20 protein-coding genes are annotated in these 22,108 nt (G+C 63.0%); 9 read left to right on the plus strand and 11 right to left on the minus strand.

Features of this window, described 5'->3' with window-relative positions; genetic code table 11:
* Nucleotides 1-6 precede the first annotated feature (6 nt).
* Entirely contained in the window at nt 7-1,050 is a 1,044-nt protein-coding gene (locus PE058_RS16085; protein WP_271028860.1) for an ROK family protein, read from the plus strand.
* A 72-nt stretch (nt 1,051-1,122) separates the two neighbouring features.
* Here PE058_RS16085 and PE058_RS16090 read toward each other — a convergent pair whose 3' ends face one another.
* Nucleotides 1,123-1,620: a YciE/YciF ferroxidase family protein gene (locus PE058_RS16090; RefSeq protein WP_026868251.1), complete on the minus strand. Its 498-nt coding sequence runs from the start codon at nt 1,618-1,620 to the stop codon at nt 1,123-1,125.
* Nucleotides 1,621-1,796: 176 nt separating this feature from the next.
* Here PE058_RS16090 and PE058_RS16095 point away from each other — a divergent pair, with 176 nt between their 5' ends.
* A complete protein-coding gene (locus PE058_RS16095) occupies nt 1,797-2,303 on the plus strand; it encodes a DUF892 family protein (protein WP_020087450.1) in 507 nt (168 codons plus the stop codon).
* 306 nt (nt 2,304-2,609) lie between these two features.
* Here the strand turns inward: PE058_RS16095 and PE058_RS16100 are convergent, their stop codons facing one another.
* Complete coding sequence (locus PE058_RS16100; RefSeq protein ID WP_198011231.1) at nt 2,610-3,218, minus strand: response regulator transcription factor; 609 nt, start codon at nt 3,216-3,218, stop codon at nt 2,610-2,612.
* Nucleotides 3,215-4,840 (minus strand): ATP-binding protein, encoded by a 1,626-nt coding sequence (locus PE058_RS16105; protein ID WP_020087452.1) that lies wholly within the window; start codon nt 4,838-4,840, stop codon nt 3,215-3,217. The genes PE058_RS16100 and PE058_RS16105 overlap by 4 nt, the downstream gene beginning before the upstream one ends.
* Nucleotides 4,841-5,160: 320 nt before the next feature.
* Here PE058_RS16105 and PE058_RS16110 point away from each other — a divergent pair, with 320 nt between their 5' ends.
* Both PE058_RS16110 and PE058_RS16115 read left to right on the plus strand, forming a co-directional pair.
* The gene (locus PE058_RS16110) at nt 5,161-7,611 is read left to right on the plus strand and encodes a TonB-dependent receptor family protein (RefSeq protein WP_271028861.1); all 2,451 of its coding nucleotides are present in this window, start codon (nt 5,161-5,163) and stop codon (nt 7,609-7,611) included.
* A gap of 465 nt (nt 7,612-8,076) precedes the next feature.
* Nucleotides 8,077-10,497, plus strand: a complete 2,421-nt coding sequence (locus PE058_RS16115; protein WP_271028862.1) for a TonB-dependent receptor family protein — start codon at nt 8,077-8,079, stop codon at nt 10,495-10,497.
* A 94-nt stretch (nt 10,498-10,591) separates the two neighbouring features.
* On the opposite strand, the gene PE058_RS16120 is transcribed toward PE058_RS16115, so the two are convergent.
* The 5 genes from PE058_RS16120 to hemP all read right to left on the minus strand — a co-directional run bounded on the left by PE058_RS16120 (nt 10,592) and on the right by hemP (nt 15,105).
* On the minus strand, nt 10,592-11,905 hold the full coding sequence (locus PE058_RS16120) for an O-acetylhomoserine aminocarboxypropyltransferase/cysteine synthase family protein (RefSeq protein WP_020087455.1): 1,314 nt from the start codon (nt 11,903-11,905) through the stop codon (nt 10,592-10,594).
* A 132-nt stretch (nt 11,906-12,037) separates the two neighbouring features.
* Nucleotides 12,038-12,877 (minus strand): heme ABC transporter ATP-binding protein, encoded by an 840-nt coding sequence (locus PE058_RS16125; protein ID WP_271028863.1) that lies wholly within the window; start codon nt 12,875-12,877, stop codon nt 12,038-12,040.
* Nucleotides 12,870-13,970: a FecCD family ABC transporter permease gene (locus PE058_RS16130; RefSeq protein ID WP_020087457.1), complete on the minus strand. Its 1,101-nt coding sequence runs from the start codon at nt 13,968-13,970 to the stop codon at nt 12,870-12,872. The genes PE058_RS16125 and PE058_RS16130 overlap by 8 nt, the downstream gene beginning before the upstream one ends.
* Complete coding sequence (locus PE058_RS16135) at nt 13,967-14,902, minus strand: heme/hemin ABC transporter substrate-binding protein (RefSeq protein ID WP_271028864.1); 936 nt, start codon at nt 14,900-14,902, stop codon at nt 13,967-13,969. The genes PE058_RS16130 and PE058_RS16135 overlap by 4 nt, the downstream gene beginning before the upstream one ends.
* A gap of 8 nt (nt 14,903-14,910) precedes the next feature.
* Nucleotides 14,911-15,105 (minus strand): hemin uptake protein HemP, encoded by a 195-nt coding sequence (gene hemP / locus PE058_RS16140; RefSeq protein WP_026868253.1) that lies wholly within the window; start codon nt 15,103-15,105, stop codon nt 14,911-14,913.
* A gap of 330 nt (nt 15,106-15,435) precedes the next feature.
* On the opposite strand from hemP, the gene PE058_RS16145 reads away from it, so the two are divergent.
* The 5 genes from PE058_RS16145 (at nt 15,436) to PE058_RS16165 (ending at nt 20,170) form a co-directional block, all read left to right on the plus strand.
* On the plus strand, nt 15,436-17,595 hold the full coding sequence (locus PE058_RS16145; RefSeq protein WP_020087460.1) for a TonB-dependent hemoglobin/transferrin/lactoferrin family receptor: 2,160 nt from the start codon (nt 15,436-15,438) through the stop codon (nt 17,593-17,595).
* 142 nt (nt 17,596-17,737) lie between these two features.
* Nucleotides 17,738-18,079 carry an antibiotic biosynthesis monooxygenase family protein gene (locus PE058_RS16150; RefSeq protein ID WP_020087461.1) on the plus strand — a complete coding sequence of 114 codons (342 nt, stop codon included), beginning with the start codon at nt 17,738-17,740 and terminating at the stop codon, nt 18,077-18,079.
* Nucleotides 18,080-18,103: 24 nt separating this feature from the next.
* A complete protein-coding gene (gene hutX / locus PE058_RS16155; RefSeq protein WP_271028865.1) occupies nt 18,104-18,619 on the plus strand; it encodes a heme utilization cystosolic carrier protein HutX in 516 nt (171 codons plus the stop codon).
* A gap of 46 nt (nt 18,620-18,665) precedes the next feature.
* Nucleotides 18,666-19,160 carry a hypothetical protein gene (locus tag PE058_RS16160; protein ID WP_020087463.1) on the plus strand — a complete coding sequence of 165 codons (495 nt, stop codon included), beginning with the start codon at nt 18,666-18,668 and terminating at the stop codon, nt 19,158-19,160.
* An 8-nt stretch (nt 19,161-19,168) separates the two neighbouring features.
* Nucleotides 19,169-20,170 carry a TonB family protein gene (locus PE058_RS16165; protein WP_271028866.1) on the plus strand — a complete coding sequence of 334 codons (1,002 nt, stop codon included), beginning with the start codon at nt 19,169-19,171 and terminating at the stop codon, nt 20,168-20,170.
* Between the two features lie 21 nt (nt 20,171-20,191).
* On the opposite strand, the gene PE058_RS16170 is transcribed toward PE058_RS16165, so the two are convergent.
* From PE058_RS16170 to PE058_RS16180, 3 genes are read right to left on the minus strand one after another with little or no spacing between them, the layout of a single operon-like run.
* Complete coding sequence (locus tag PE058_RS16170; protein WP_020087465.1) at nt 20,192-20,527, minus strand: hypothetical protein; 336 nt, start codon at nt 20,525-20,527, stop codon at nt 20,192-20,194.
* A 44-nt stretch (nt 20,528-20,571) separates the two neighbouring features.
* Complete coding sequence (locus tag PE058_RS16175) at nt 20,572-21,540, minus strand: YVTN family beta-propeller repeat protein (RefSeq protein WP_271028867.1); 969 nt, start codon at nt 21,538-21,540, stop codon at nt 20,572-20,574.
* Between the two features lie 22 nt (nt 21,541-21,562).
* Nucleotides 21,563-22,099, minus strand: a complete 537-nt coding sequence (locus tag PE058_RS16180; RefSeq protein WP_020087467.1) for an SRPBCC family protein — start codon at nt 22,097-22,099, stop codon at nt 21,563-21,565.
* Between the last annotated feature and the right edge of the window lie 9 nt (nt 22,100-22,108).

Consider the following 22,108-nt stretch of genomic DNA (forward strand, 5'->3'; position numbering starts at 1 on the left):
GCGAAATTGCCCGTCATCACAGAACACGGCGCGAAGGTGCTCCCGAGCGTGGAGATCGACAGCTATAACCTCGAGATCCGCGACGAGGAGGGCTTCGTCGGCGATCGCGCCAGCCACGGTGCATTCAAGAGCATCATCGAGGAGTGGCGCGAACCCTTGCGCAAGCTCGGCGCCGATCCACTCGGCGACATGCCGATCGAGGATGTGAGCAAGAAGCAGCTCGATGCCCTGCTCGCCGACGGAGATCCGGAAGCCGGGGGACTGGTCCACAGCGCGATCGAGGCTTTTGCTAAAGAGCTGGATCACGTGATCCGCCGCTTCCTGAAGAGCGCGAGCTGGCGCGATACGGAAGCGATCGTGATCGGCGGAGGCTTCCGAAAGAGCCGTGTTGGAGAGCTCGCGATCGGACGAACTGCCGTGCTCCTCAAGGCAGGCGGCATCGACATCGATCTCAACCTCATTCGCAACCATCCGGACGAAGCGGGCCTAATCGGCGCGGCGCACCTCATGCCCTCCTGGACGCTCGAAGGCTTCGACGGCATCCTCGCGGTCGACATCGGCGGCACGAACATCCGCGCCGGTGTCGTGGAGCTCAACCTCAAGAAATCCTCGAAGCTCGATAAGGCGAAGGTGTGGAAATCCGAGCTCTGGCGCCACGGCGACGAGAAGACGAAGCGCGACGAGGCGGTGGACCGCCTCATCGACATGCTCAAGGATCTCATCAAGGCTGCCAGCAAGGCGAAGATCAACCTGGCACCTTTGATCGGCATCGGATGCCCAGGGCTCATCCGGCCGGACGGCTCGATCGAAACCGGCGCTCAAAATCTACCGGGCAACTGGGAGACGAAGAGCTTCAATCTTCCCGCTTGCCTCAAGGAAGCCATTCCGGAGATCGGGAAGCACGAGACGGCCGTGGTGATGCACAACGATGCCGTCGTGCAGGGGTTGAGCGAGCTTCCGGCGATGCGCACCTACGATCACTGGGGCGCGCTGACGATCGGCACGGGGCTCGGCAACGTGCGCTTCACGACGCGCCATGATCGCAGCTAGCGACGTTCAATCGTTTCGTTCGAAAATAGCCGGGCGCGCTGCGCCCGGCTTTGGCTCGAAAGGCTGGGTTCTTCAAGCAGCCTGCTCGGCATCCTTGTTGACGGAGCCGCGTGCGATCTCGGTCAACAGCGTGTCGGCGTGGTGCTCCTCCTTGAGATTCTCGGCCAGAAGCTTGGCGGCTTCGGTATAGCCGAGATCTTTCGCCCACTCGACGAGGGTGCCATAGCGGCAGATCTCGTAGTGCTCGACGGCCTGCGCAGAGCTGATGATGCCGGCGTCGAGCACGCGCTCGTCGTCGATCTCATCCATGTGCTCCTTGGCCTCGCCGATGATGCCCTCGATGGCGTCGCATTTCTTACCGCGCGCCGGCACTTTGATCAGCTTGAACACCTTCTCGAGGCGATCAACCTGCCCTTCCGTCTCCTTCTGATGCGCTTCGAGCGCCTTCTTGAGGTCGGCGTTGTCTGCCTTGCTCACCATTCCGGGCAGGGCCTTCAGGATCTGCTTTTCGGCGTAATAGATATCCTTGAGGGTCGCTACGAAGAGATCCTCCATCGTTTTTACTGACATGCTTGGCTCCATTTGCTCGCGGGGTTGTATTGGACTGCTCAACACGCGAGATCATCGTCTGTTCCCGCTTACCCCAACCGAAAAACAAGGGCCGGCCGCTCGCGGCAGAGGAACCTCTCCCCTCGCTGTTGCGTTACCTCCATCGTGCGATGCAATAGCGAGACAGCGAGCCCAACATGCAGGAATTCGAGCGCGTCTACATGCGCACGCTGCGTCACATCTACGACACCGAGAAACAGCTCATCGCCTCGATCCGGATGCTCTCGTCATCGGTCACGAACCTCAAGCTGATGAGCGCGCTCAGAGAGATCGAGGCCCAATCGCAGAGCCAGGCGACGCGTATCGAAGGGATTTTCGACACGCTGTATCTGGAAGCGCGCGGCGAAGCGTCTTGGGCGACCACAGCGCTGCTGCGAGAAGCGTGGGATTCGGCTTCGAGCCGCCCGGAAAGCGGCACGCGCGGATGCGCGGCAGCGTTGCTTGCCATCAAGCGCTACGAGATCACCCTCTATGAAGCGCTCCTGCGCTGGTCGGAGCAGTACGAATTCGACGAGATCATTCCCAACATCCGCCGCTCGATTGCGGAAGAACTCGTGCAGGCGAGTATTCTCTCTGAGCTTGCTTTCGGCGACGATGCTGCTGACGAGGCGCTCGTTCATACGGAGCGCGGCGCACTACATTGATCCCTTGCCCAGCCGGTCGATCGAAGAGACAAAGCGCTTTTTTTCGCACCAGTTTCCGAAAATAACAAAGCCGGCCCGAAGGCCGGCTTCATTATTTACATTACTCGTCTGCTTGCTCAGATCATTCCGAGCAGATGGAGCACGATGAGGCCCGAGATCGGTACGCCCAAGGCCCAGAGTACGACGTAGCGCATTTTTGGTCTTCCTTATCGAGGGGACGCGAGGCTCTTACCTCTGCGTCCGAAGTGGATCCCTCCACTAACACTCGACCCTTCCGGAAGTTCCGCTCGCGCCTTTATGTGGCCGTTATTTCGGATCCGACGGCAGGAAGGCGCTGACCTTGCGAACCAGGTCAGCCACGTTCTGCGCACCGATGCGCTCCATGACCCAGGCCCGATAGGTTTCAACCGTGCGCGGGCTGATGCTGAGCTTGGCTGCGATCTGCTTGTTGGACATTCCGGCAGCCACGAACTCCAGCACCTCGCGCTGGCGCGGCGAGAGCGCCTTCAGCCGCTCTGCGATGTCGATACGTTCACTGTTCTCCGTGCTCTGGCGGCGGCCCTTCTGCACCGCGTCCCACACGCTGGTGGCAAGCCGCTCGCCATCGTAAGGCTTCTCGAAGAAGTCGAACGCGCCTTCCTTGAGCGCGCACACGGCCATCGAAACGTCGGCGTGGCCGCTAATGAGGATCAGGGGCGCATCGCTGTTGCGGTATTTGAGCTCCCGCTGAAGCTCGAGCCCCGTCATGCCGGGCATCCGCACATCCGCCACAACGCAGGACGGCTTGGATTCGGGCAAATCGTCCAGGAAGGCTTCGGCGGATTCATAACAGGCAACGGGAATGTCGCGGCTCTCGATGAGAAGGCGCATCGAGTGCAGGACAGCGGCATCATCGTCGATCAAAGCTACGGTCACTTCAGCATCCTTTGGTCGTTCTCTATTGATGTCGGGAGAGTAAAGGAAACAGCGGCCCCGCCGCCAGTGCTTTCGATCAGCAACTGGCCGCCATGAGCCTCGGCGGTCGAACGTGCGAGCGCCAATCCGAGCCCAAGACCCTCGCGTTTCGTAGTGGTAAACGGGGTCAGGGCGCGTTCCAGGATAACAGGATCGAAGCCGGGGCCGTTGTCACGAACCGTCACGATTACGCGACCCAGCTCCGACGTATCGGCCTCGACGAGGATGCGGCCATCCGGACGGCCGCCCCCTTTTATCGATTCCGCCGCGTTACGGATCAGGTTGATCAGGGCCTGCTGAATTTGCAGCCCATCGCACACCACCAACGGCAGATTGCGCGCAAGTCTCGTCTCGAGCGCGACGTGATTGGCCTGCATCTCGAAGCGGCAGTGCGAGACGGCCTCGCGGATCAGCTCCGCCGCCGACTGGGGAACCATCTCGTTGTGGCCGAGCTGAATGAGGTCGCGGAGACGGCGCACAACCTCCGCCGCCCGGTCCACCTGGGCCACCGCGTGGCCCGCGGCCTGACGGGCCGCCTCGTTGTCGGGGGGCTGCTTCTCGACCGCCATCTTGGTGAGGCGCGTGTAGTTCGAAATGGCCGTCAGAGGCTGGTTTATCTCGTGCGCGAGGACGGCGGCGAAAGCCCCCATCGTGTCGAGACGTGCAGCCCGCTCCAGCGCCTCCTGGTTCTGGCGAAGCTGCGCCTGCGTTCTCAACTGCTCGTTCACGACGGCACCGATGGTGAGACCGGTGAGCGCCAGAACGATCATCAGGGCCTGATACGCGGTGACCTCGCTGTCCTGGACGCCCGCATACTGCATGGCAGCCATGAGGCCCACTTGCGTCAGCACAAGGCCTGCGGTGACGCCTTCGAGGCCGAAGCGCACCGCCATCCACATCACCGGCAGAAAGAACAGATAGAACTGCTTTACCCGGAAGGTATCCGAGAGGCCGAAGACGGCGGCGAGCGTCAATGCCAGAACGATGACGAGCGCGCCGAGCTCCAGCGACGGAACGAGCATGCGACGGCGCGTAAAGCCGATCAGCAGGAACGGCGTGAGCACCGTCACGCCGATCATGTCGCCGATCCAGAGCTGCGCGGTGGTCACGGTGACGTCTGCGGCCGCAACCAGCCCGAAGGCTGCGAGAAGTCCCACATAGACCACCGCGACGACACCGGTGCTCACGGCTGCCACCGCGATCAGCATCATCAGCGATCGCTTGGTGCTGAGCGTCCGGTCGAACCCCAAGCTCGGCATGGTCAGGAAGGCGGTCGCGGCGCCATAGCCCACGCCGACCACCGCGGCCCCGAGCACGTGCACCGCCGGAGGCAAAGGCAGCCCCAGCACGAACGCATTGACGATGAGGGGGGCGATGAACAGCCACGGGATGTAGTCGCGTCCCAGCAGGAGCACGAGGGCAAAGCTCAGGCCGGTCGCCGGGTTCCAAGGCGTGACGCCGATCGGCGTTATGGGGCTGATGTAACTCAGCCAGTCGATAGCGACGTAGGCGACGAGGTACGCCAGCCCAGCCAGGGCCGGAGGCCATGAGAACAGGACCGAGACGGGAAGGTTTCTCGCCATTGCTTCCTGCCTCCACTCATACATCTGACTTCTCCAGCCAGGAATATCCGGTGCTTTACTCAGGAAATCCTCCCGATCGATGCCACCTCACGTGCGCGTCCCCAATTGCTGCCGTGCTCGGACATCGAGACGATGCGCATGAGTAAAAGACGCCGTCGTCCGTGTCCAGAAAGTGAAACTTTATATCAAAACACAAGCCTGAACACGGGACGCCTCCGGATAAACGGGCACGGAGCACGGGGAATTTAGGAATATTTGCCCGAGGGATAAAGGCTCGCGTGCCGGGAAATTCGGGCGAGAGTTCATGGGAGGGGGATTGAATGCTGGGACGCCAAAATCTCAAACTTACGGTCATGGCCGGCGCGGTTGGCCTGCTGACGACTCCGGCGGCGGCTCAGACCGCCGCGCAGCCAGCCAATCAGGGTGCGCTTCCGCAAGTCGAGGTGGTGCAGAAGAAGAAATCTTCGCCCGCTCCGGTTGCAAAGAAGGGCGCGCCGGCGCAAGCCTCCTCGCCTGCGCCGCAGCCGGCACCAGAGGGTGACTTTGCGGAGGCCGGCCCTGGGGGCGCTACACGCGGCGCCGACGGACGTCCCGCCGGGAACTCGCCGAGCCTCAGCCCTGTGAGTCCTTCCACCGGGCTCCTGCCCAGCAATCTTCAAGACTTCGCGGGAGCCGCCTCGCGCGTCACGTCGGAGCAGCTCGAGGAGCAGCGCCCCCTCACCAACCACGAGGCCCTCGCGCGCGTGCCGGGCATCGTTACCGTGACCGACGACGGTCTCGGCCATCATGCCGGCATCGGCATCCGCGGCTCGAACTTCCGCCGCTCGCGCAAGGTGCTCGTCATGGAGGACGGCGCTTCGATCAACTTCTCGAGCTACCTCGATCCCTCGACCCATTACACGCCGCCGACAGACCGCGTGGAGAACATCGAGGTGCTGCGCGGCACGGTCGTCGCCTACGGCCCGCTCAACAACCACGGTGTCATCAACTTCCAGAACCTCAATCCGTTCGGCACCCCGGGAACCGTAATTAAGGGCGTGCTCAGCTACACGGACGATTCCAACAAGGAGATCGGCAACTATCGTCACGTCCGCACGCGGCAAAACCTCGGCAACGTGGGCGTCGTTGCATCCTATTCCGGCTCGGAAGCGCCTGGCTCGTGGGAAATCGAGCGGCTGCGCTACAACGACTTCTACGGCGCACTGGGCTTCAGAGGCTCGCAGCAGGATCTGACGATTTCCGGCTCCTACAATCGCCAGCGGGACAACTACGACGAGGACAACTTCGTCGGCACCGCCGCGGACTTCTTCGCCAACGGACACGCCAAGCCGTCCGCGCTGTTCGACGAGGAAGGTCTCCAGTTCAACACCTACAACGCCGAGCACTACAATCTGCAGCTCGCCCACAACTACTATGTTACGGACGACACGACGATCTCGACGCGGATCTACGGCCACAATCACGATCGCCGGCGCTTCTCCAGCCGGGAGGACGGCCCGGCAGAGGGCGGCTGGATGCGAGGACGTGAGCGCGAGTACGAAGTGTTCGGCGCCGAAAGCCGCATCGAATTCGCCAACGTGCCGATCGCAGCCAGCATCCGGCAGGACATCCAGGCGGGCGTTCGCTACGAGCGTCACAAGCTGACGAACTGCACGAGCTTCGGCCGCGTCGGAGAGGTGCTCGACGGCAGCAACAGCGGCAACTGCCGCTCGGAGGAAGGCGTCGACGGATATGAGGATGACGGCGAGATCTTCGAGTACAAGGCGGATTCGTTCGCTGCGTTCATCCAGTCCGCGATCCACCTCTCGCCGAGCCTGACGGTGACGCCCGGCCTGCGCTTCGAGAGCTACGACGTGACCGGCCGCGAAGTATTCCCCGGCACGGAAAGCGCCAAGTCGGATCACGATCACGTCCTGCCGGGCATCGCCTTTGCCTGGGAGGCCTTGAACCGCACGACCCTCTACGGCGGATACCATCAGGGCTTTGCTCCGCACATCGTGCGCGACGTGGACCTCGACGGCTTCCCGCTCGACGAGGAGGTCGGAGACAACTTCCAGATCGGCGTGCGCTCGACCGCCATCAAGGGCTTCACGTTCGACGTGGCCTACTTCCACAGCATCATCGACGACTATCAGCTCAAGGAAGCCTACTCGAACGCGGCGGGCGACGGCCTCTACGGCACGCTCGACGAGGTTGAGATCAAGGGCGTCGAGCTGGCTGCTCGCATGGAAAGCGCCCCGTTCACCGGCGGACCGTGGAACTTCTTCGGCGAGGCGACGTACACCTACACCGACGGCAAGATCAAACGCGGCAGCGACTCGATCTTCGACTTCGAGAACTTCACCGCGGTGGATCAGGATGTCTCCGGCAAGCGCCTTCCGTTCACGATCGAGCACTTCGCCAATCTGACCGTGGGCGTGGCCTACAGGAAGCTCTGGGATGCGAGCGTGACGGCGACCTATCGCGGCGATTTCTTCACCAACGCGCAGAATACGAGCCCGCTGCTCTGCGTGGATGAGGAAGCCGCGACCGAAGCCGAAGGCGATGGCGTCTTCACGGGCTGCTACGGCGGCGACGAGATGGTCGGCGGCAAGGTCGACGACGTGTGGCTGCTGTCGGCGCGCAGCAACTTCAATCTCACCGACAAGCTGACGCTGTTCGTTGCCGGCACCAACCTGACGGACGAACTCTACATCGCGGATCTCTCGGATGGCGCCAAGCCCGGCCAGGGGCGCACCATCTACGGAGGCTTCACGCTCAAGTTCGACTGATCATCTCGCGTTTACGACTTACACGAACTTCTCCCGCGAAAGTTCGGGCTCATGGCGGATCTGCCGGCATGGGCCCGAAGCCTTCCGAAATCGGCGCCTCCAGCCGGTGGACTATTGGCAAATCCGATCTGCCAGGGGGCGCCAAGCCAAACCTCGACGCTTCCCAGGAATTACTCCCCGCTTTGATGCCACATCATCCCGTATATCCGCTCATAACTTCCTGATTTTATTTGTTTTTTCGTAATTATACGGCGGCACTTACCCCGACCAATGCCACCGCATGGGACCATCCCGAGTTGCTGCGGCCCCCAGCTATCGAGAACATGCTGCAACTTTATAACAACACTATGCCCTTCCGTTGTGCGTGCGCTGTCGGCAACGGGACCCGGGTTACTTCGGCAAAAGAACCGACGGTGGGGATTACGGGCTGCGCTCCGGCATGGGCGCGGACGGGGAGGAAGCAGAATGCAATTCAAACACCAACTCAAACTTACGGTGATGGCGAGCGCTGTCGGCCTTATGGCCTCGCCCGCGAACGCACAGACTGCGGCGCAGCCTGCAGATCAAGGCGAGCTGCCGCAGGTCGAGGTGCTCCAGAAGAAATCCGCTCCGGCGGCGAAAAAGAAATCCGCACCCTCCCAGGCTTACTCTCCTCCCGCACCTCAGCCGCCGGCGCCGGCCCCGGTTGCCGAGGAAGCACCCGCGAACTCACCCTATGGGGCCGCAGCAAGCGGCGGGGCGGCAGCACGTGCCGAATCCGGGCCGCTTTCGCCGATCAACGCGCGCCAAGCGCTTCCCGGCGATCTGCAAAACTTCACCAGCGCGGGAACGCGCGTCAACGCCGCGGATCTGGCGGAGCAGCGCCCGCTGACAAATCATGACGCGCTCGCCCGCGTGCCTGGCGTCGTCACCGTGATGGACGACGGCATGGCGCGCCACTCGGGCATCGGCGTGCGCGGCTCGCCCATGCGCCGCTCGCGCAAAGTGCTCGTCATGGAAGACGGGTTGCCGATCAACTTCTCGACCTATCTCGATCCCTCGACGCACTACACACCGCCGACGGACCGTGTCGAAAGCATCGAGGTCATGCGCGGCCCCGTCGTCAACTACGGGCCGCTCAACAACCACGGCGTCATCAATTTCCGGAACATCTCGCCATTCGGCGCCAACGAGACGGTGATCAAGGGCGCGTTGGGCTACACCGAAGGCTCCGACAAGGATCTCAACAACTACCGCCACGTTCATACGCGCCAGAACATCGGCAACGCCGGAATCGTCGTCTCCTATTCCGGTGCGGAAGGCGGCGGCGCGTGGGACAACGAGGAGCTGCGCTACAACGACTTCTATGGCGCAATCGGCCTCAAGGGCACCAACCAGGATCTCACGATCTCCGGCGGCTATTTCCGCCAGCGCGACCAGTATGACGAGATCAACTTCGTTCCGAACGACGAGGACACGGGCTACCAGGAGTTCTTTGCCAACGGGCGCAACAAGTCGGGCAGCCCCTACTTCTTCGACGGCATCGCCTCGCTTGCCGGCTTGAGCAGCTATAACGCCGACTACTGGCGTATCCAGGCGACGCACAACCTCTACATCGACGATACGACGACGCTCACGACGCGTGCGTACTACTCCGACAACGAGCGCAACCGCTTCTACGTGAATGCCGATCGCGGCGACTACGACGCCAATTCGTTCTTCATGCGCGGCCGCGAACGGCACTATCAGTTCTACGGCGCGGAATCGCGGATCGAGTTTGCAGACCGGCCGTTCATCGCCGGCATGCGCCAGGATATCCAGGCCGGAATTCGCTACGAGCGTCACGAATTCACGAACTGCAACACGGTGGGTCTCGAGAACCAGGTTCTGGACGACGACACCAGCGGACGCTGCGATATCTTCACCCGCCTTCCGGAATTCAACGAGGACCGGTCTCGCCGCTCTGACACCGATGCGGATGCCTTCTCGGCGTTCGTGCAGACCGCGATCCACGTGACGCGGAACCTGACCGTGACACCGGGTCTCCGCTTCGAGGACTATCGCATCAATCGCAACTCGATCCGCCCCGACGATGAGACCTCGGAGCAGCCGGGACGCTCGAGCTCGGATCACAGTGAAGTTCTGCCGATGATCGCCGCCGCGTGGGAGGTTGCGCCGCGCACGACCGTATACGGCGGATATCACCAGGGCCTCACGCCTCAAGTCACCAGAGGCGTCGCCTTCCCTCTTCCCGACGAGAAGGGTGACAACTTCCAAGTCGGCGTGCGCTCGACAGCCATCCGGGGCTTCTCGTTCGATCTCGCCTACTTCCACAGCAACATCGACAACTATCAGGTCAAATCGCCGTCGGCTCCGGACGGAGGCAACAACATCTATGGCGCGGCCGACGAGGTGAAGATCGATGGCTTCGAGATCGGCGCCCGGCTCGACAGCCGTCCGATCACCGGCGGCCCGTGGAACTTCTTCGGTGAGACGATCTACACGTACGCCGACTCCGTGATCGAGCGCGGCGTGGACGGCGACGGTGACGACGTATCCGGCAACATCGTGCCCGAGGTTCCCAAGCACTACGCAAACCTCACGCTCGGCGTCGCCTACAAGGCGTTCTGGGATGCCAGCGTGACGTGGACCTATCGCGGCAGCTTCTTCACCGACGTCGGCAACAATTATGACATCGAAGTCGACGATGGAGAGGTGGAGTCCGGGTTTGTGGACGACGTCTGGCTTCTGTCGGCCCGCTCCAACCTCAAGGTCACGGACAACCTCTCGCTGTTCGTCTCAGGTACGAACCTCACGAACGAGTTCTACCTGTCGGACATCGACGAGGGCATGAAGCCGGGACCGGGACGCACCATCATGGGCGGCTTCTCTTACAAGTTCGACTAACTGCAAACCCTTCTCCCAGAAGGTGCAGCGATCCCCGAGCCTGGCATCAGGCTCGGGGATTGGCTGTTCTGAGGGCCGTGGCTATGACAAGGGACTAGGCCGTCGCCGCGGCGAGCGCCTGGTCGAGATCGGCGATGATGTCGTCGATGTGCTCGATGCCGATCGAGAGCCGTACATAGCCGTCCGTCACGCCCGTGGCCAACAGCTCCTCACCGCTCAACTGGGAGTGCGTGGTCGAGGCCGGATGGATGGCCAGGCTGCGCACGTCGCCGATGTTGGCCACATGATAGAAGAGCTTCAGGGCATCGATGAAGCGGCGGCCCGCTTCGCGTCCCTTCGCCAGCTCGAAGCCGAGAAGTCCACCTTCTCCGCCCGAGAGATACCGCTCCGCCCGCGCGCGCTGAACGCCGGTCTGCTGAGAGGGGTGGATGACGCGCGTCACGGCGGGATGCTTGGTCAGCCAGCGCACAACGGCAGACGTGTTCTCGGAATGGCGCGCGATACGCAGCGGCAAGGTCTCGATGCCCTGCAGGAGAAGAAACGCGTTGAAGGGCGAGAGCGCGGCGCCGAGATCGCGCAGCAGCGTGACGCGCGCCTTGATGATGTAGGCGATCGGGCCGAGCGGCTTCACCGCCTCGTTCCAGATGGCGCCGTGATAGCTCGGATCGGGCGTGCTGAACACGGGCTGGCGCACCGGATGCGCGGCCCAGTCGAAATTGCCGCCATCGACGATCACGCCGCCGATCGAGGTGCCGTGGCCGCCCAGATACTTGGTCGAAGAATAGACGACGACGGCTGCGCCGTGATCGAGCGGGCGGCACAAGGCGGGCGCGGCCGTGTTGTCGACGATCAGCGGGATGCCGAGGGGACGCCCGATCTCGGCGACCTCCGCGATGGGAAACACGGCGAGCTTCGGATTGGGCAGCGTTTCGGCGTAGTAGGCGCGCGTCCGCTCGTCCGTCGCGCGGCGGAAGTTCTCCGGATCGGTGGGATCGACGAAGCGAACCTCGACGCCCTGATCCTTGAGCGTGTTGGCGAACAGGTTCCAGGTTCCGCCGTAGAGATCGGTCGAGCTCACGATGTTGTCGCCGGCACGAGCCAGGTTCTGCACGGCATAGGCGGATGCGGCCTGCCCCGACGCAACGCCGAGCGCCGCAACACCGCCCTCCAACGCCGCAACGCGCTTCTCGAGCACGTCGGTCGTGGGGTTCATGATGCGCGTATAGATGTTGCCGAGCTCCTTCAGAGCGAACAGATCCTCGGCGTGTGCCGTATCGCGGAACTGGTAGGACGTCGTCTGGTAAATCGGAACGGCGACTGCACCCGTGGACGGATCAGCACGCCAGCCGGCATGGAGCACCACGGTCTCGGTGCGCGGCGTTTTGCTGGAAACATCCTTGTCGGTCACGGCTCTTCCTCCTGGCATTCGGTGTGATCGCGGGTGTGGGCCACCGTGGCCCGCGGCATCGCGACAGCCCGTCTTCTAGCTCAGAGGAATGGGTCCGTCATGGGGGATGACAGGTGTTTCGGGCGATTCAGGTCAAAGGCGGGCGCCTTTGGCTGCCTTTGCCTGCCCCAGTGCTGGAATAACGAATGGAATTCCGTCGGTGGGAGGCCGTCCAACCGACAACGGGCACTCGTAGGCCCGGCTCAGGATGGCTTCCGTCATCGCCTGACGCGGAGGACCGTCCGCTATGATGCATCCGTGGCTCATGATCACGACCCGATCGGCGAAGGCAGCGGCCAGATTGAGATCGTGCATAACCATGAGGATCGCGGTGCCGGCGTCTGCCTCGCGCCGGAGCGCTTCGAGGACGACGACCTGGTGGCCGACGTCGAGGCTGGACGTCGGCTCGTCCAGCAGCAAGATCTTTCCGCCGCCGGCCAAATCACGTGCGACAGAAAGCTGGCAGAGAGCGCGCGCGATATGGGTGCGCTGCCGCTCGCCGCCCGAAAGCTCGGTGAACAGGCGGCCCGAGAACGCCGCCAGCCCAACGCGGCCGATCGCGTCTCCCACTGCCCGTTCGATGCGCGGGTTCTCCCGGGATAATCCCGGAACCGAAACGCCGAGGCGCACGACCTCGCGCACAGTGAACGGAAAGCTCAGATTGCTCGACTGGGCGACGACCGCGCGCAGGCGTGCCAGCTCGCCGGCTTTCAAGATGGCCAGATCCCGTCCGTCGACCACAACGCGGCCCGATGCGGGCGAGAGCTCTCCCGCCATCACTTTAAGAAGCGTGGACTTCCCAGCTCCGTTCGGCCCCAACACTGCAACGACCTCACCCGCGGCCACGCCGAGATCGGCCTTGCTCACGAGGCTCACATCATGAACCCGATAGCTTACGGACTGGGCCGCCAATACGTCGGCACGATCAGACATAAGCCCCTCGCCTCAGCACCAGATGCAGGAAGACCGGCGCGCCGATGAGCGCGACGACGATGCCGAGCGGAAGCTCGGCAGGCGCGACGATGATACGGGCCACGATATCGGCCGCGAGGACAAGGGCGGCGCCGAGCATCGCGCTTGCAGGCAGGACGGTTCCGTGATCGGGGCCTGCGACGAGGCGTACGACGTGAGGCACGATGATGCCGACGAAGCCGATAATCCCTGCCGCTGCCACCGCGGCCGCGACGGATGCCGCTGTGGCGATGATGATGAGGCGCTTGATGCGCTCGACATCTATCCCAAGATGGAACGCCTCCGCCTCCCCGAGCAGCAGGCCGTTCAGAGCCCTGACGAGATAGGGGAGCAGAAGCAGATTGAGCACTGCAAACGGCGCGACGCCGATGACCTTGGTCCAGCTCGATCCCGCGAGGCTTCCGAGTGTCCAGAGCGTCAGATCCCGCAGCTCGCGATCATCGCTCAGATAGGCGAGCAACCCCATCAACGCTTGTGCCAACGCGCCGAGGACGAGGCCCGCAAGCAGCAGGGCTGCGACCGAGACCGTGCGACGGCTGCTCGCGAGCACGACGAGCGTTCCGGTCACGGCGAGACCGCCTGCGAAGGCCGCGACGGGAAGCGCGTGCACTCCGAACGCCGCCACCACGGGCGCGGCAATTCCGTGCCCGAGGACGATCACGGTCACCGCGGCGAGCGCCGCGCCCGACGACACGCCGATCAAGCCTGGATCAGCGAGCGGATTTCGGAAGATGCCTTGCATCATGGCGCCCGCAACAGCGAGACACGCGCCGACCATTGCGGCGAGGATCGTTCGCGGCAGACGAATGTCGAGTAGCACGAGGGCCGAGCGTGCGCTCTCGGCGTCGCCGTCACCGAACATCGCCGTGATGGCGGATGGAAGCGCGTCGAGCGATATGCCGGTCGCTCCGATCGAGAGAGACAGCACGGCCGTGACGGCAAGAGCCAGCGCAGAGACGGCGAACAGAACGAAGCGTTGCTGCGCCCTGTCCGGCTCCGCCGCTCTCATATGCTCAGCGGACACGATCGCTCCAGCCGGAAGCTTCGACGTCATGGCCGCTCCGCTGTGGCGGGCTTCTGGGCAAGCTCCGGATAGAAGCGGTCCATCAAGTCCGACGCTGCCGCCGCTGCGCGCGGGCCGAACTGCAAGGCGTAGCTTCCATCGACCTCGATGATGCGGCCGGCCTTTGCGGCAGGCGTGCTGCCAAGCCCTTTCATGGAGCCGATCTCCTTGCCCATCTCACCTTTGTTGGCGCCGTCGCTGCGCAGCATGACGACGATAATGTCCGGAGCCGCCGTTACAGCGGCCTCGTCGTTCAGGGGCTTGTAGCCTTCGAGGCTCTTCACCGCATTCTCTGCCCCGGCAAGCCCGAAAATCGCCTCGGCCGACGTTTTGGTGCCTCCTACCACGACGCGGCCGCCTTGATTTGCCAGCACGAACAGCGCGCGCACGGGCTTCGTCACCTTGGCCCTCTTGGCGGCAACGGCGTCGAACTCCGCCTTGACGCGGCTTGCGAGCTTCGCACCTTCCTCCTTGAGGCCCAGAGCGTCCGCCACGGCGCCAATTTTCTGGGCAACGCCGTCGGGTGTTTCTGGCGTCGATATCTCGATCATCGGAATGGAAGACGCCTTCAGTGCGGCGACGACCTCGGGAGGTCCCGCATTACCGGACGCGATAATCAGCGTCGGGCTCATGGACAACACGCCTTCGGTCGAAAGCGCGCGCATGTAGCCCACGCTTTCCTTGGTGGCGACGGCGTCCGGCGGATAGTGGCTCGTGGTGTCCACGGCCACGATGCTATCCCCGCGGCCCAGCGCAAAAATTATCTCCGTCACATCGCCACCGATGGAGACGATGCGCTGCTCTCCTGCGGCCTTGGGTGTTTCCGCATGCGCCTTGGGCGCGAGCTGCGCACCACACACCGCGAGCGAGCCGATGCCGGCAATCCACAAGAAGCGACGAACGCGTTTCAGAAGAGCGAACATCTTGGTTCCTATTTTGTTAGAATGAGGCGGCCATTGGCGGTGATGCGCAGACGGTATTCAGCGCCGTCGTGCTCGAGGATGGCTTCACGCCTTCCTTGCAGAAGATCCGCCACGCTGTAACGGATCAACGCCTCAACAGATCCACGTGCCGATGGCAGGGGCGCCGATATTTCAGTCTTCTTCTCGTGTTGCTCGGGTGACATTCCTACGTCCAGATTAGAATTATTTGAAATCGGCAGCCGTTCACGCGTCGTAGAAGCGGATGTTTTCGGATCGCCTTTTGTTTGTTGACTATGTAATTCCACATTACTATTGTGCGCAAGTCCGCATCGCAATCGCGGATGTTCCGGCAGACGCAATATCGTCGCCGCAACGGCAAGCCAGCCTTTCGGGAGGGGGTCCCGAGCCAGCCAGCCAGTGAACCGCAAGCTACAACTGGGGCGAGGGCTGTGATGGTAAGAGTGTGGGCAGGGGGCCTGATGTCAGCGGTTTCGTTGATATCGCTAACGCAATACGCAAACGCGCAAGAAATTATGCTCGACGGCATCGTCGTGACGTCGTCCAAGACTCAGGAGAGTGCGATCGACGCGCTCTCGGGCTCGTCGGCGATCAGCAGAGAAGAGATCGATACGCAATTCCAGCCGGACCGTATTTCGCAGGTTCTCAGAACGATCCCAGGCGTGACGACACAGGAGACGGCGCGCGATACCGCGACGGCGATCAATATTCGCGGCCTGCAGGATTTTGGACGCGTCAACGTGCTGATCGATGGTGCGCGGCAGAACTTCCAGCGTACCGGCCACAGCGCGAACGGCATGTTCTACATCGATCCCGAGATGATCAAGAGCGTCGACATCACGCGCGGTCCTACGGCGACGATCTACGGTTCGGGTGCCATCGGTGGCGTCGCACAGTTCTCGCTGCTCGATGCCGGCGACATCCTTCGGTCCGGGGAGTACGCGGCCGGACAGGTGAAGACCCGCTACGGCACCAACGACGACGGCAAGCTTGCGAGCTTCACCGCGGCGGCCCGCTCTCTCAGCGGCACTGTCGATATTATCGGGCAGGTGAACGGCCATTGGTCCAACGACTACGAGGACGGCAGCGGGAACGTCGTGCCGGGCTCGAACGACGAGACGGATTCGAAGTTTGCCAAGCTGCGGATTCGTCCCGAACAGGGCCACGAGGTGACCGCGACCATCATCGACTACAATTCGAGCTTCATGGATCAGGTCGAGCAGGGCTCGACGGACTACGACACCAACGTCGAAAATCGCCAGTACACCCTCGGCTACACCTTCACCAGCCCGACCAACCCGCTGATCGATTTCTCAAGCAAGGTTTACTACAACGAGACATCGCTCGATCAGACGCGCCTTTCGGGCGGCGACAATTCCTACTATACGGCAAATCCGGGTGGCGGCGGGGTCGCATGTAACTCCTCGAATCTCGCGCGCTTCGGAACAACGGCATTTCCGACCGTCTTCCTGCCGGTGGGCTCGCCGTGCTTCTTCCACCCGGACGCATTCCCAGTCGGCTCGCAGCGCAGCTTCAATATCGAGACCGAAGGCGCCGACATCTACAATACCTCGCGTTTCGACGCTGCCGGCATGAAGGTGGCGCTGACCTATGGCATCGACGGGTTCCGCGACACCGTCAAGACCGCCGATCCGACCGGAAATGGCGACGAGTTCACGCCGTCGGGTCAACGTGAAGTCTATGGCGGCTTCGTTCAGAGCCAGCTCACGTTCTTCAACGACATGGTCGATCTGATCACGGCGGTGCGTTACGACAGCTACAAACTGGAGGGCGGCGGCACGGAGCTTTCCGACGATCGCATCTCGCCGAAGGTCACGCTCGGCGTCACGCCGCTGCAAGGCTTTACGGTGTTCGGCACCTATGCCGAAGGTTTCCGCGCGCCAGCCCTTTCCGAGACATTGCTCAGCGGGTTCCATCCCGGTTTCGCGCACTTCCAGCTTCTTCCCAATCCCAACCTCGAGCCGGAAGTCGCGCGTAACTGGGAAGGCGGCATCAACCTCAAGTACGACAACGTCGTCACGACCGGCGATAAGTTCCGGGCAAAGTTTACTGCGTTCCACAACAAGGTCGAGAACTATATCGACCAAGTGACGACTGGAGACACGAACGGGTACCTGCTGTTCTTCCGGCCAGGCTGCACGGGCGTAAACCCGGGGGTAGGCTGTATCCCGGTTTCGTTCGTCCCGATGTTCGACGGCGTGAACTTGCAGTACCAGAACGTGCGCGACGCGACTATCGAAGGCGTGGAGTTCGAGTCCTACTACGACGCGCAGTCCTGGTTCGCGGGGATCGGTGCTCATCGCATTCGGGGCACGAACGAGGATACCGGCACCGGTCTCATGACCATTCCGGCCGACCAGGTCACGCTTACCGCAGGCTTCCGGGCTTTCGACAACAAGCTGACGGCTGGTGCACGCACGCGCTTCGTAGCCAAACAAGACCGCTTCGAGCCGGGCGAGATTCGTGCCGCGCAGTTCGCGGATGCTTACACCGTGGTCGATCTCTTCGGAGAGTATCAGGTCAACGACAAGCTCACCGTCAACGCCAATATCGACAACCTTTTCGACGAGACCTATCGCCAGCATCTCGACCAATACAACAGCCCCGGCTTCAATGCCCGGGTTGGAGTGACCATGCGTCTTGGGGCCCAGTAACTCCTCCCGCACTGCCTGGGACCCCCAAGTTGGCGGCGGCGTGCCTTTCCGGTCGTTCTTCCGAGGCCGGATCGGACGCTGCCGCCGTTCTCTAATTCGTCTATGATCGCACCGTTCGGAAACTACGAAAGGACCCCCCGCGATGTTCATCGCAATGAACCGCTTCAAGGTGATCAAAGGAGCAGAGAAGGACTTCGAGAACGTCTGGCTTTCGCGCGAGACGCATCTCAACGAGCTTACGGGCTTCGTCGAGTTCCATCTGCTCAAGGGACCGGAGCGCGAGGATCACGTGCTCTACTCGTCGCACACGATCTGGCGCTCGAAGGCCGATTTCGAGGCATGGACGAAGTCGGAGCAGTTCCGCAAAGCCCACTCGGGCGCGGGCTCCAGCAAGCCGCTTTATGTGGGCCATCCCGAATTCGAGGGATTCCAGGTGCTGCAAACCGTGACGAGCGATGGAACGCGCCTCGTCGCTGCCGAGTAATTCGATCGAGCGGAGGTGTCTTCCATGAACGCCGTAGCAGAACAGAAGGACGACGTCTTCCTGCCGCTCCAGCAGCGGCTGGCAACCAATCCAGACGGTATTCTCGAGGACATCGCCCGCACATACTGCGTCAGCACGCTCGATGTGGTGCGCGCTCTTCCCGAGGCGCACCGCACGATCGTTGCCGGAGATCGGTTCGAGACAATATTCGAAGCGGTGACGGGATGGGGTTCCATTCTGTTCATCGTGCACACGCCGGATCTCGTGCTCGAATGCGAAGGGCCTCTGCCGCCCGGCACGTTCGGGCGCGGCTACTTCAATCTGCACGGAGACAGCCCCATCGGCGGACATATCCGTGCCTCGCGGTGCAAGGAGATCGCGTTCGTCTCGCGGCCATTCATGGGTCGGGAGTCGCGCTCGATCCAGTTCTTCAACTTGGACGGCGACGCAATGTTCAAGATCTTCGTCCGCCGCGATGAAGCCCGCAACCTCATCGCCGATCAGGTCGCGCGGTTCGATACGTTGAGAGCCAGCCTTTGAACGGCGGCACTTCTCGCATGGCTTGAAAGATCTTTGGAGGCCCGTGATGTGCAAAGGGCGCGATTCCCTGACCGACATCCAGTCCACCGGCTTGGGGGATCTGGAACGCGAGTGGCTGCATCTCGTCCGGCTCCATTGCATGAGCTACGAGCACAATCATGCGGAGGGCTGGGACCGCGCGATCAGCCATGCCGAGGTGAAGTTCGGCGCCGACAACGGGCCGGGCATCGCCTCGCGTATCGCCGTTCTCATTCGCGCCATGCGCGAAGAGCGCCGTGGCGGCTTCGGCTATCTCTCACCGTTCTGCCCCTCGTGCCGATTGCGCGTGACCGAGGACGAGTGGCAGCTCATTACGCTCATGCAGGCCGGGTATCGCGGCGAGCCTCATGACATCGACGAGGCCGCGGCCGAGTTTGCGCGCCGCTCCCGCGCGCCCGTCCTCGCGGCTGCCGCCGCCCGATTCGGCAGCACGCTTGCCGCGGCAGTCGATCCCGGGAAGCGGCAAGGTGCGATGCCAGCGCCCAGCTTGCGGCTGCATTGAGGCTGCCGATGGACGCGGCGTGCGAGTTTGCCTTCACCCACGATGATGGGGTTGCGCTCGCGCTTCCGCGCTCCTTCGAATGCCCACTGCTGTCCCGTACCGTCCACACCTCCACGCGGCCTCGCGCCGCCATCGCCACGTCCGGCGTTCTTTCGTTTTCGTTGCATGCGCTGGCCGCGATCGCGCTCATGATGACGTGGGAGCGCAACGAGCTCGGCGTTCTGCAACAGCCGACCGAGGCCATCAGCATCGAGTTCATCGCGAGCCCCGTTCTCGAGCAGGCTCTCGTCGACGTGACCCAGACACAGAGCGGCGAGACGGCTTCCGTCGCGCAGCAGGCGGGCGCGGAGACCGAAAGCGCCGCCGCCTCCACCGCGGAGGAGGTCAAAGCCGAGGAGACGCTCAAGGCCGAGCCGGTGACAGACGCTCTGCATCCGTCTGTCCCTCCCGTGCCCTTCGCGCAAGCGGTCGAGCCTTCCGACACAGTGATGGCGGGAACCGCGGAGGTGGAGGACAGCCTTCCTCCCCCGGCAGCTGAGGAGAAGCGGACCGAGCGGGAAGAGGAGAAGAAACCTGCGCGCGAGGAGCAGGAGAAACCAAAAAAGAAAGCCGAGAAAGCTTCGGAAAAGCCCAAGCAGCCCACGCAGAAGGCCGAGACCGATCCGAGCAAGAAGGGTGGCGCCGCCTCGCGCGCCAGCAGTTCGACGAAGGCGGGATCCGGACGTGTGTCGGCGAGCTCAGGCGACATCGCGGGTTATGCTGCCCGCGTGCGCGCCCGCGTTGCCGGTAATCGCCCGTCGAGCGGCGGAAAAAAAGGAACCGTCGTGGTGTCGTTCGGCGTCTCGTCTTCAGGCGGGCTGACGTATGTGCGTCTTGGGAGATCCTCCGGCGTGCCGGCTCTGGACCAGGCAGTGCTTTCGGCCGTGCGGCGCGCCGCTCCGTTCCCGCCGCCGCCGGCGGGCACACCGTCGAGTCGGCTCGGGTTCGCGGTGCCGTTCTACTTCCGCTGACGCCGCCTCCGCTGAGGACGCTTACATATCGAGCTTAGGCACGTTCTCGGGCAGCACGCCCTCCGGGAGACAGGGGCGGGCTGTGGCCTTGCAGTAGAAGGTTCCATCGCCACCCTTGCTGCATTCCAGCCCGCGGTCGTCGGCATTGTCCCAGCTTTCGTATCCACGGCCGAGCGAGCCGGCGCGCGACGACCACCAGTTCTGGGCCGCTTGTGCGGCTTCCTCCTGCGTGGAACCCGACGACTTTCCACCCTCCACAGGATCTCCGCAGAACTTTCCGGCCTCTGCGGCCGCGGACGAGAGGATGATCAGCGCCGCCGCAAGCGCTGGCGCCCTCAGGCGTGATCCGAATTGCATGCGCCGCTTTCTCCCTCGTTTGTCATTTTTTCTTTTCGCCTTCGTCACGGATCTCGCGCGATCACAACCGATCGCGGACCGCCGGGGCATTTGATGCGGCGAATTTCCTTGAGGCTTGCGAGATCCAGCACCGAGACATCATCCGAGAACCAGTTGGCGACATATGCGAAATGGCCACTGGCGTCGATCGCGACGCCTTCGGGATATCCGCCGACACGAACGCCCGGACGAGGGGCACCGCCAGCCTCCAGGACCGCGACCGTGCTGCTCTGCTGATTGGTGACCAGCACGCGGGCGCCATCGGGCGTCACCGCCGCGCCGTAAGGCATTGCGCCGCTCTTGATCGTCTCGACCACGGCCAGCGCAGCGGTATCGATCACGGAAACGGAGCCGCCCTGCACGTTGCCGACGTAGAGGCGCTTGGCATCCGGCGAGAGCGCCATCGCGAAAGGCGCCCGCCCCACCGCGATGGTCGCGACCACCTCGAGATCGGAGGCCCGTATTACGCTGACGCTGTCGCTCTCACGATTGGCGACGAACAGCGTCGTCTCGTCGGGCGTGAGAAGAACGTGGGCCGGTGCACGCCCGACTTTCAAGATACGAGGCTGTGTCGCGCCGTTATCGGAAGGCTCCAGGACGGCGACGTCTGCGCCGTTCCAATCCGCGACGTAAATGCGTCCATTCCCGGCGACGGCGATGCCGAACGGTGAGCCGGGGACGCTGATGGTGCGGAGAACCTTCTGCCCGCCGAGGCTCACCACCGATATTTTTCCGAGATCGGGGTGAGTGACGTAGGCCAGCTTGCTGTCTCGCGAGAACGTCAAGGCCGCGGGCGCCTTTTCGAGTGCGACAGACGCGCCGAGCTGATGCGTCGCAAGATCTATCTCGGTCAGCTTGGCGCCTGTCTGGCTCAACACGTAGAGCTTCTCTGCCCCGAGAGACGCGCTCGCAAAGGCCAGCCATGTCACGAGCATGGCAGCCACGGCGCTCCCTCGGAGGCAGAGAAATCTCATGATCGCACTCCGATGCTTTGTCTCAGCCGCTGCCCTCGACCTTGGCCTTGAGGCCCTTCAGGCCTTCCTGAAGGAACTCGGTCATGGCTTTTACGGCAGCTTCGTCGTTCAGGTTCTCGGGCGGGAAGTTGCTGGTATCGCCGCGGTAGAAGCGGCCGATCCAGGTCACCTCGCTGCCGTCTCCGGACGGGGTCACCGCAATGGTTGCCGAGTAGAAGCTCACGGGCAGCGCTTCCAGGTTCTCGGTCGAGAGGCGATAGCCGTAGGACATGGTGTCGGCGCTGTATTCGTCGAGGCCTTCGACGAGCACCTTCCCGTTCTTCAACGTGATGGAGCGGCTTGCGCCCGAGTCGTTGCCGCCAGTGGCCTCGGTCTTGGTGATGCCGGGGTTCCAGCTCACGTCGGCGAACTCCTTCAGCGCGGCCCAGACCTTCGCGGGCGGAGCTGCGATCGTGATCTTCTCCTCCGCCTTCTGAGGGGTGGGGCCGTGCGCAAGAGCCGGAGCCGTTGCGCCGATCCACAGGGCGAGAACGCCCATCACGCGTGCGAACAGTGTCATTGTCATCCT

Source organism: Hyphomicrobium sp. DMF-1, assembly GCF_027886585.1.
Lineage (GTDB): Bacteria > Pseudomonadota > Alphaproteobacteria > Rhizobiales > Hyphomicrobiaceae > Hyphomicrobium_C > Hyphomicrobium_C zavarzinii.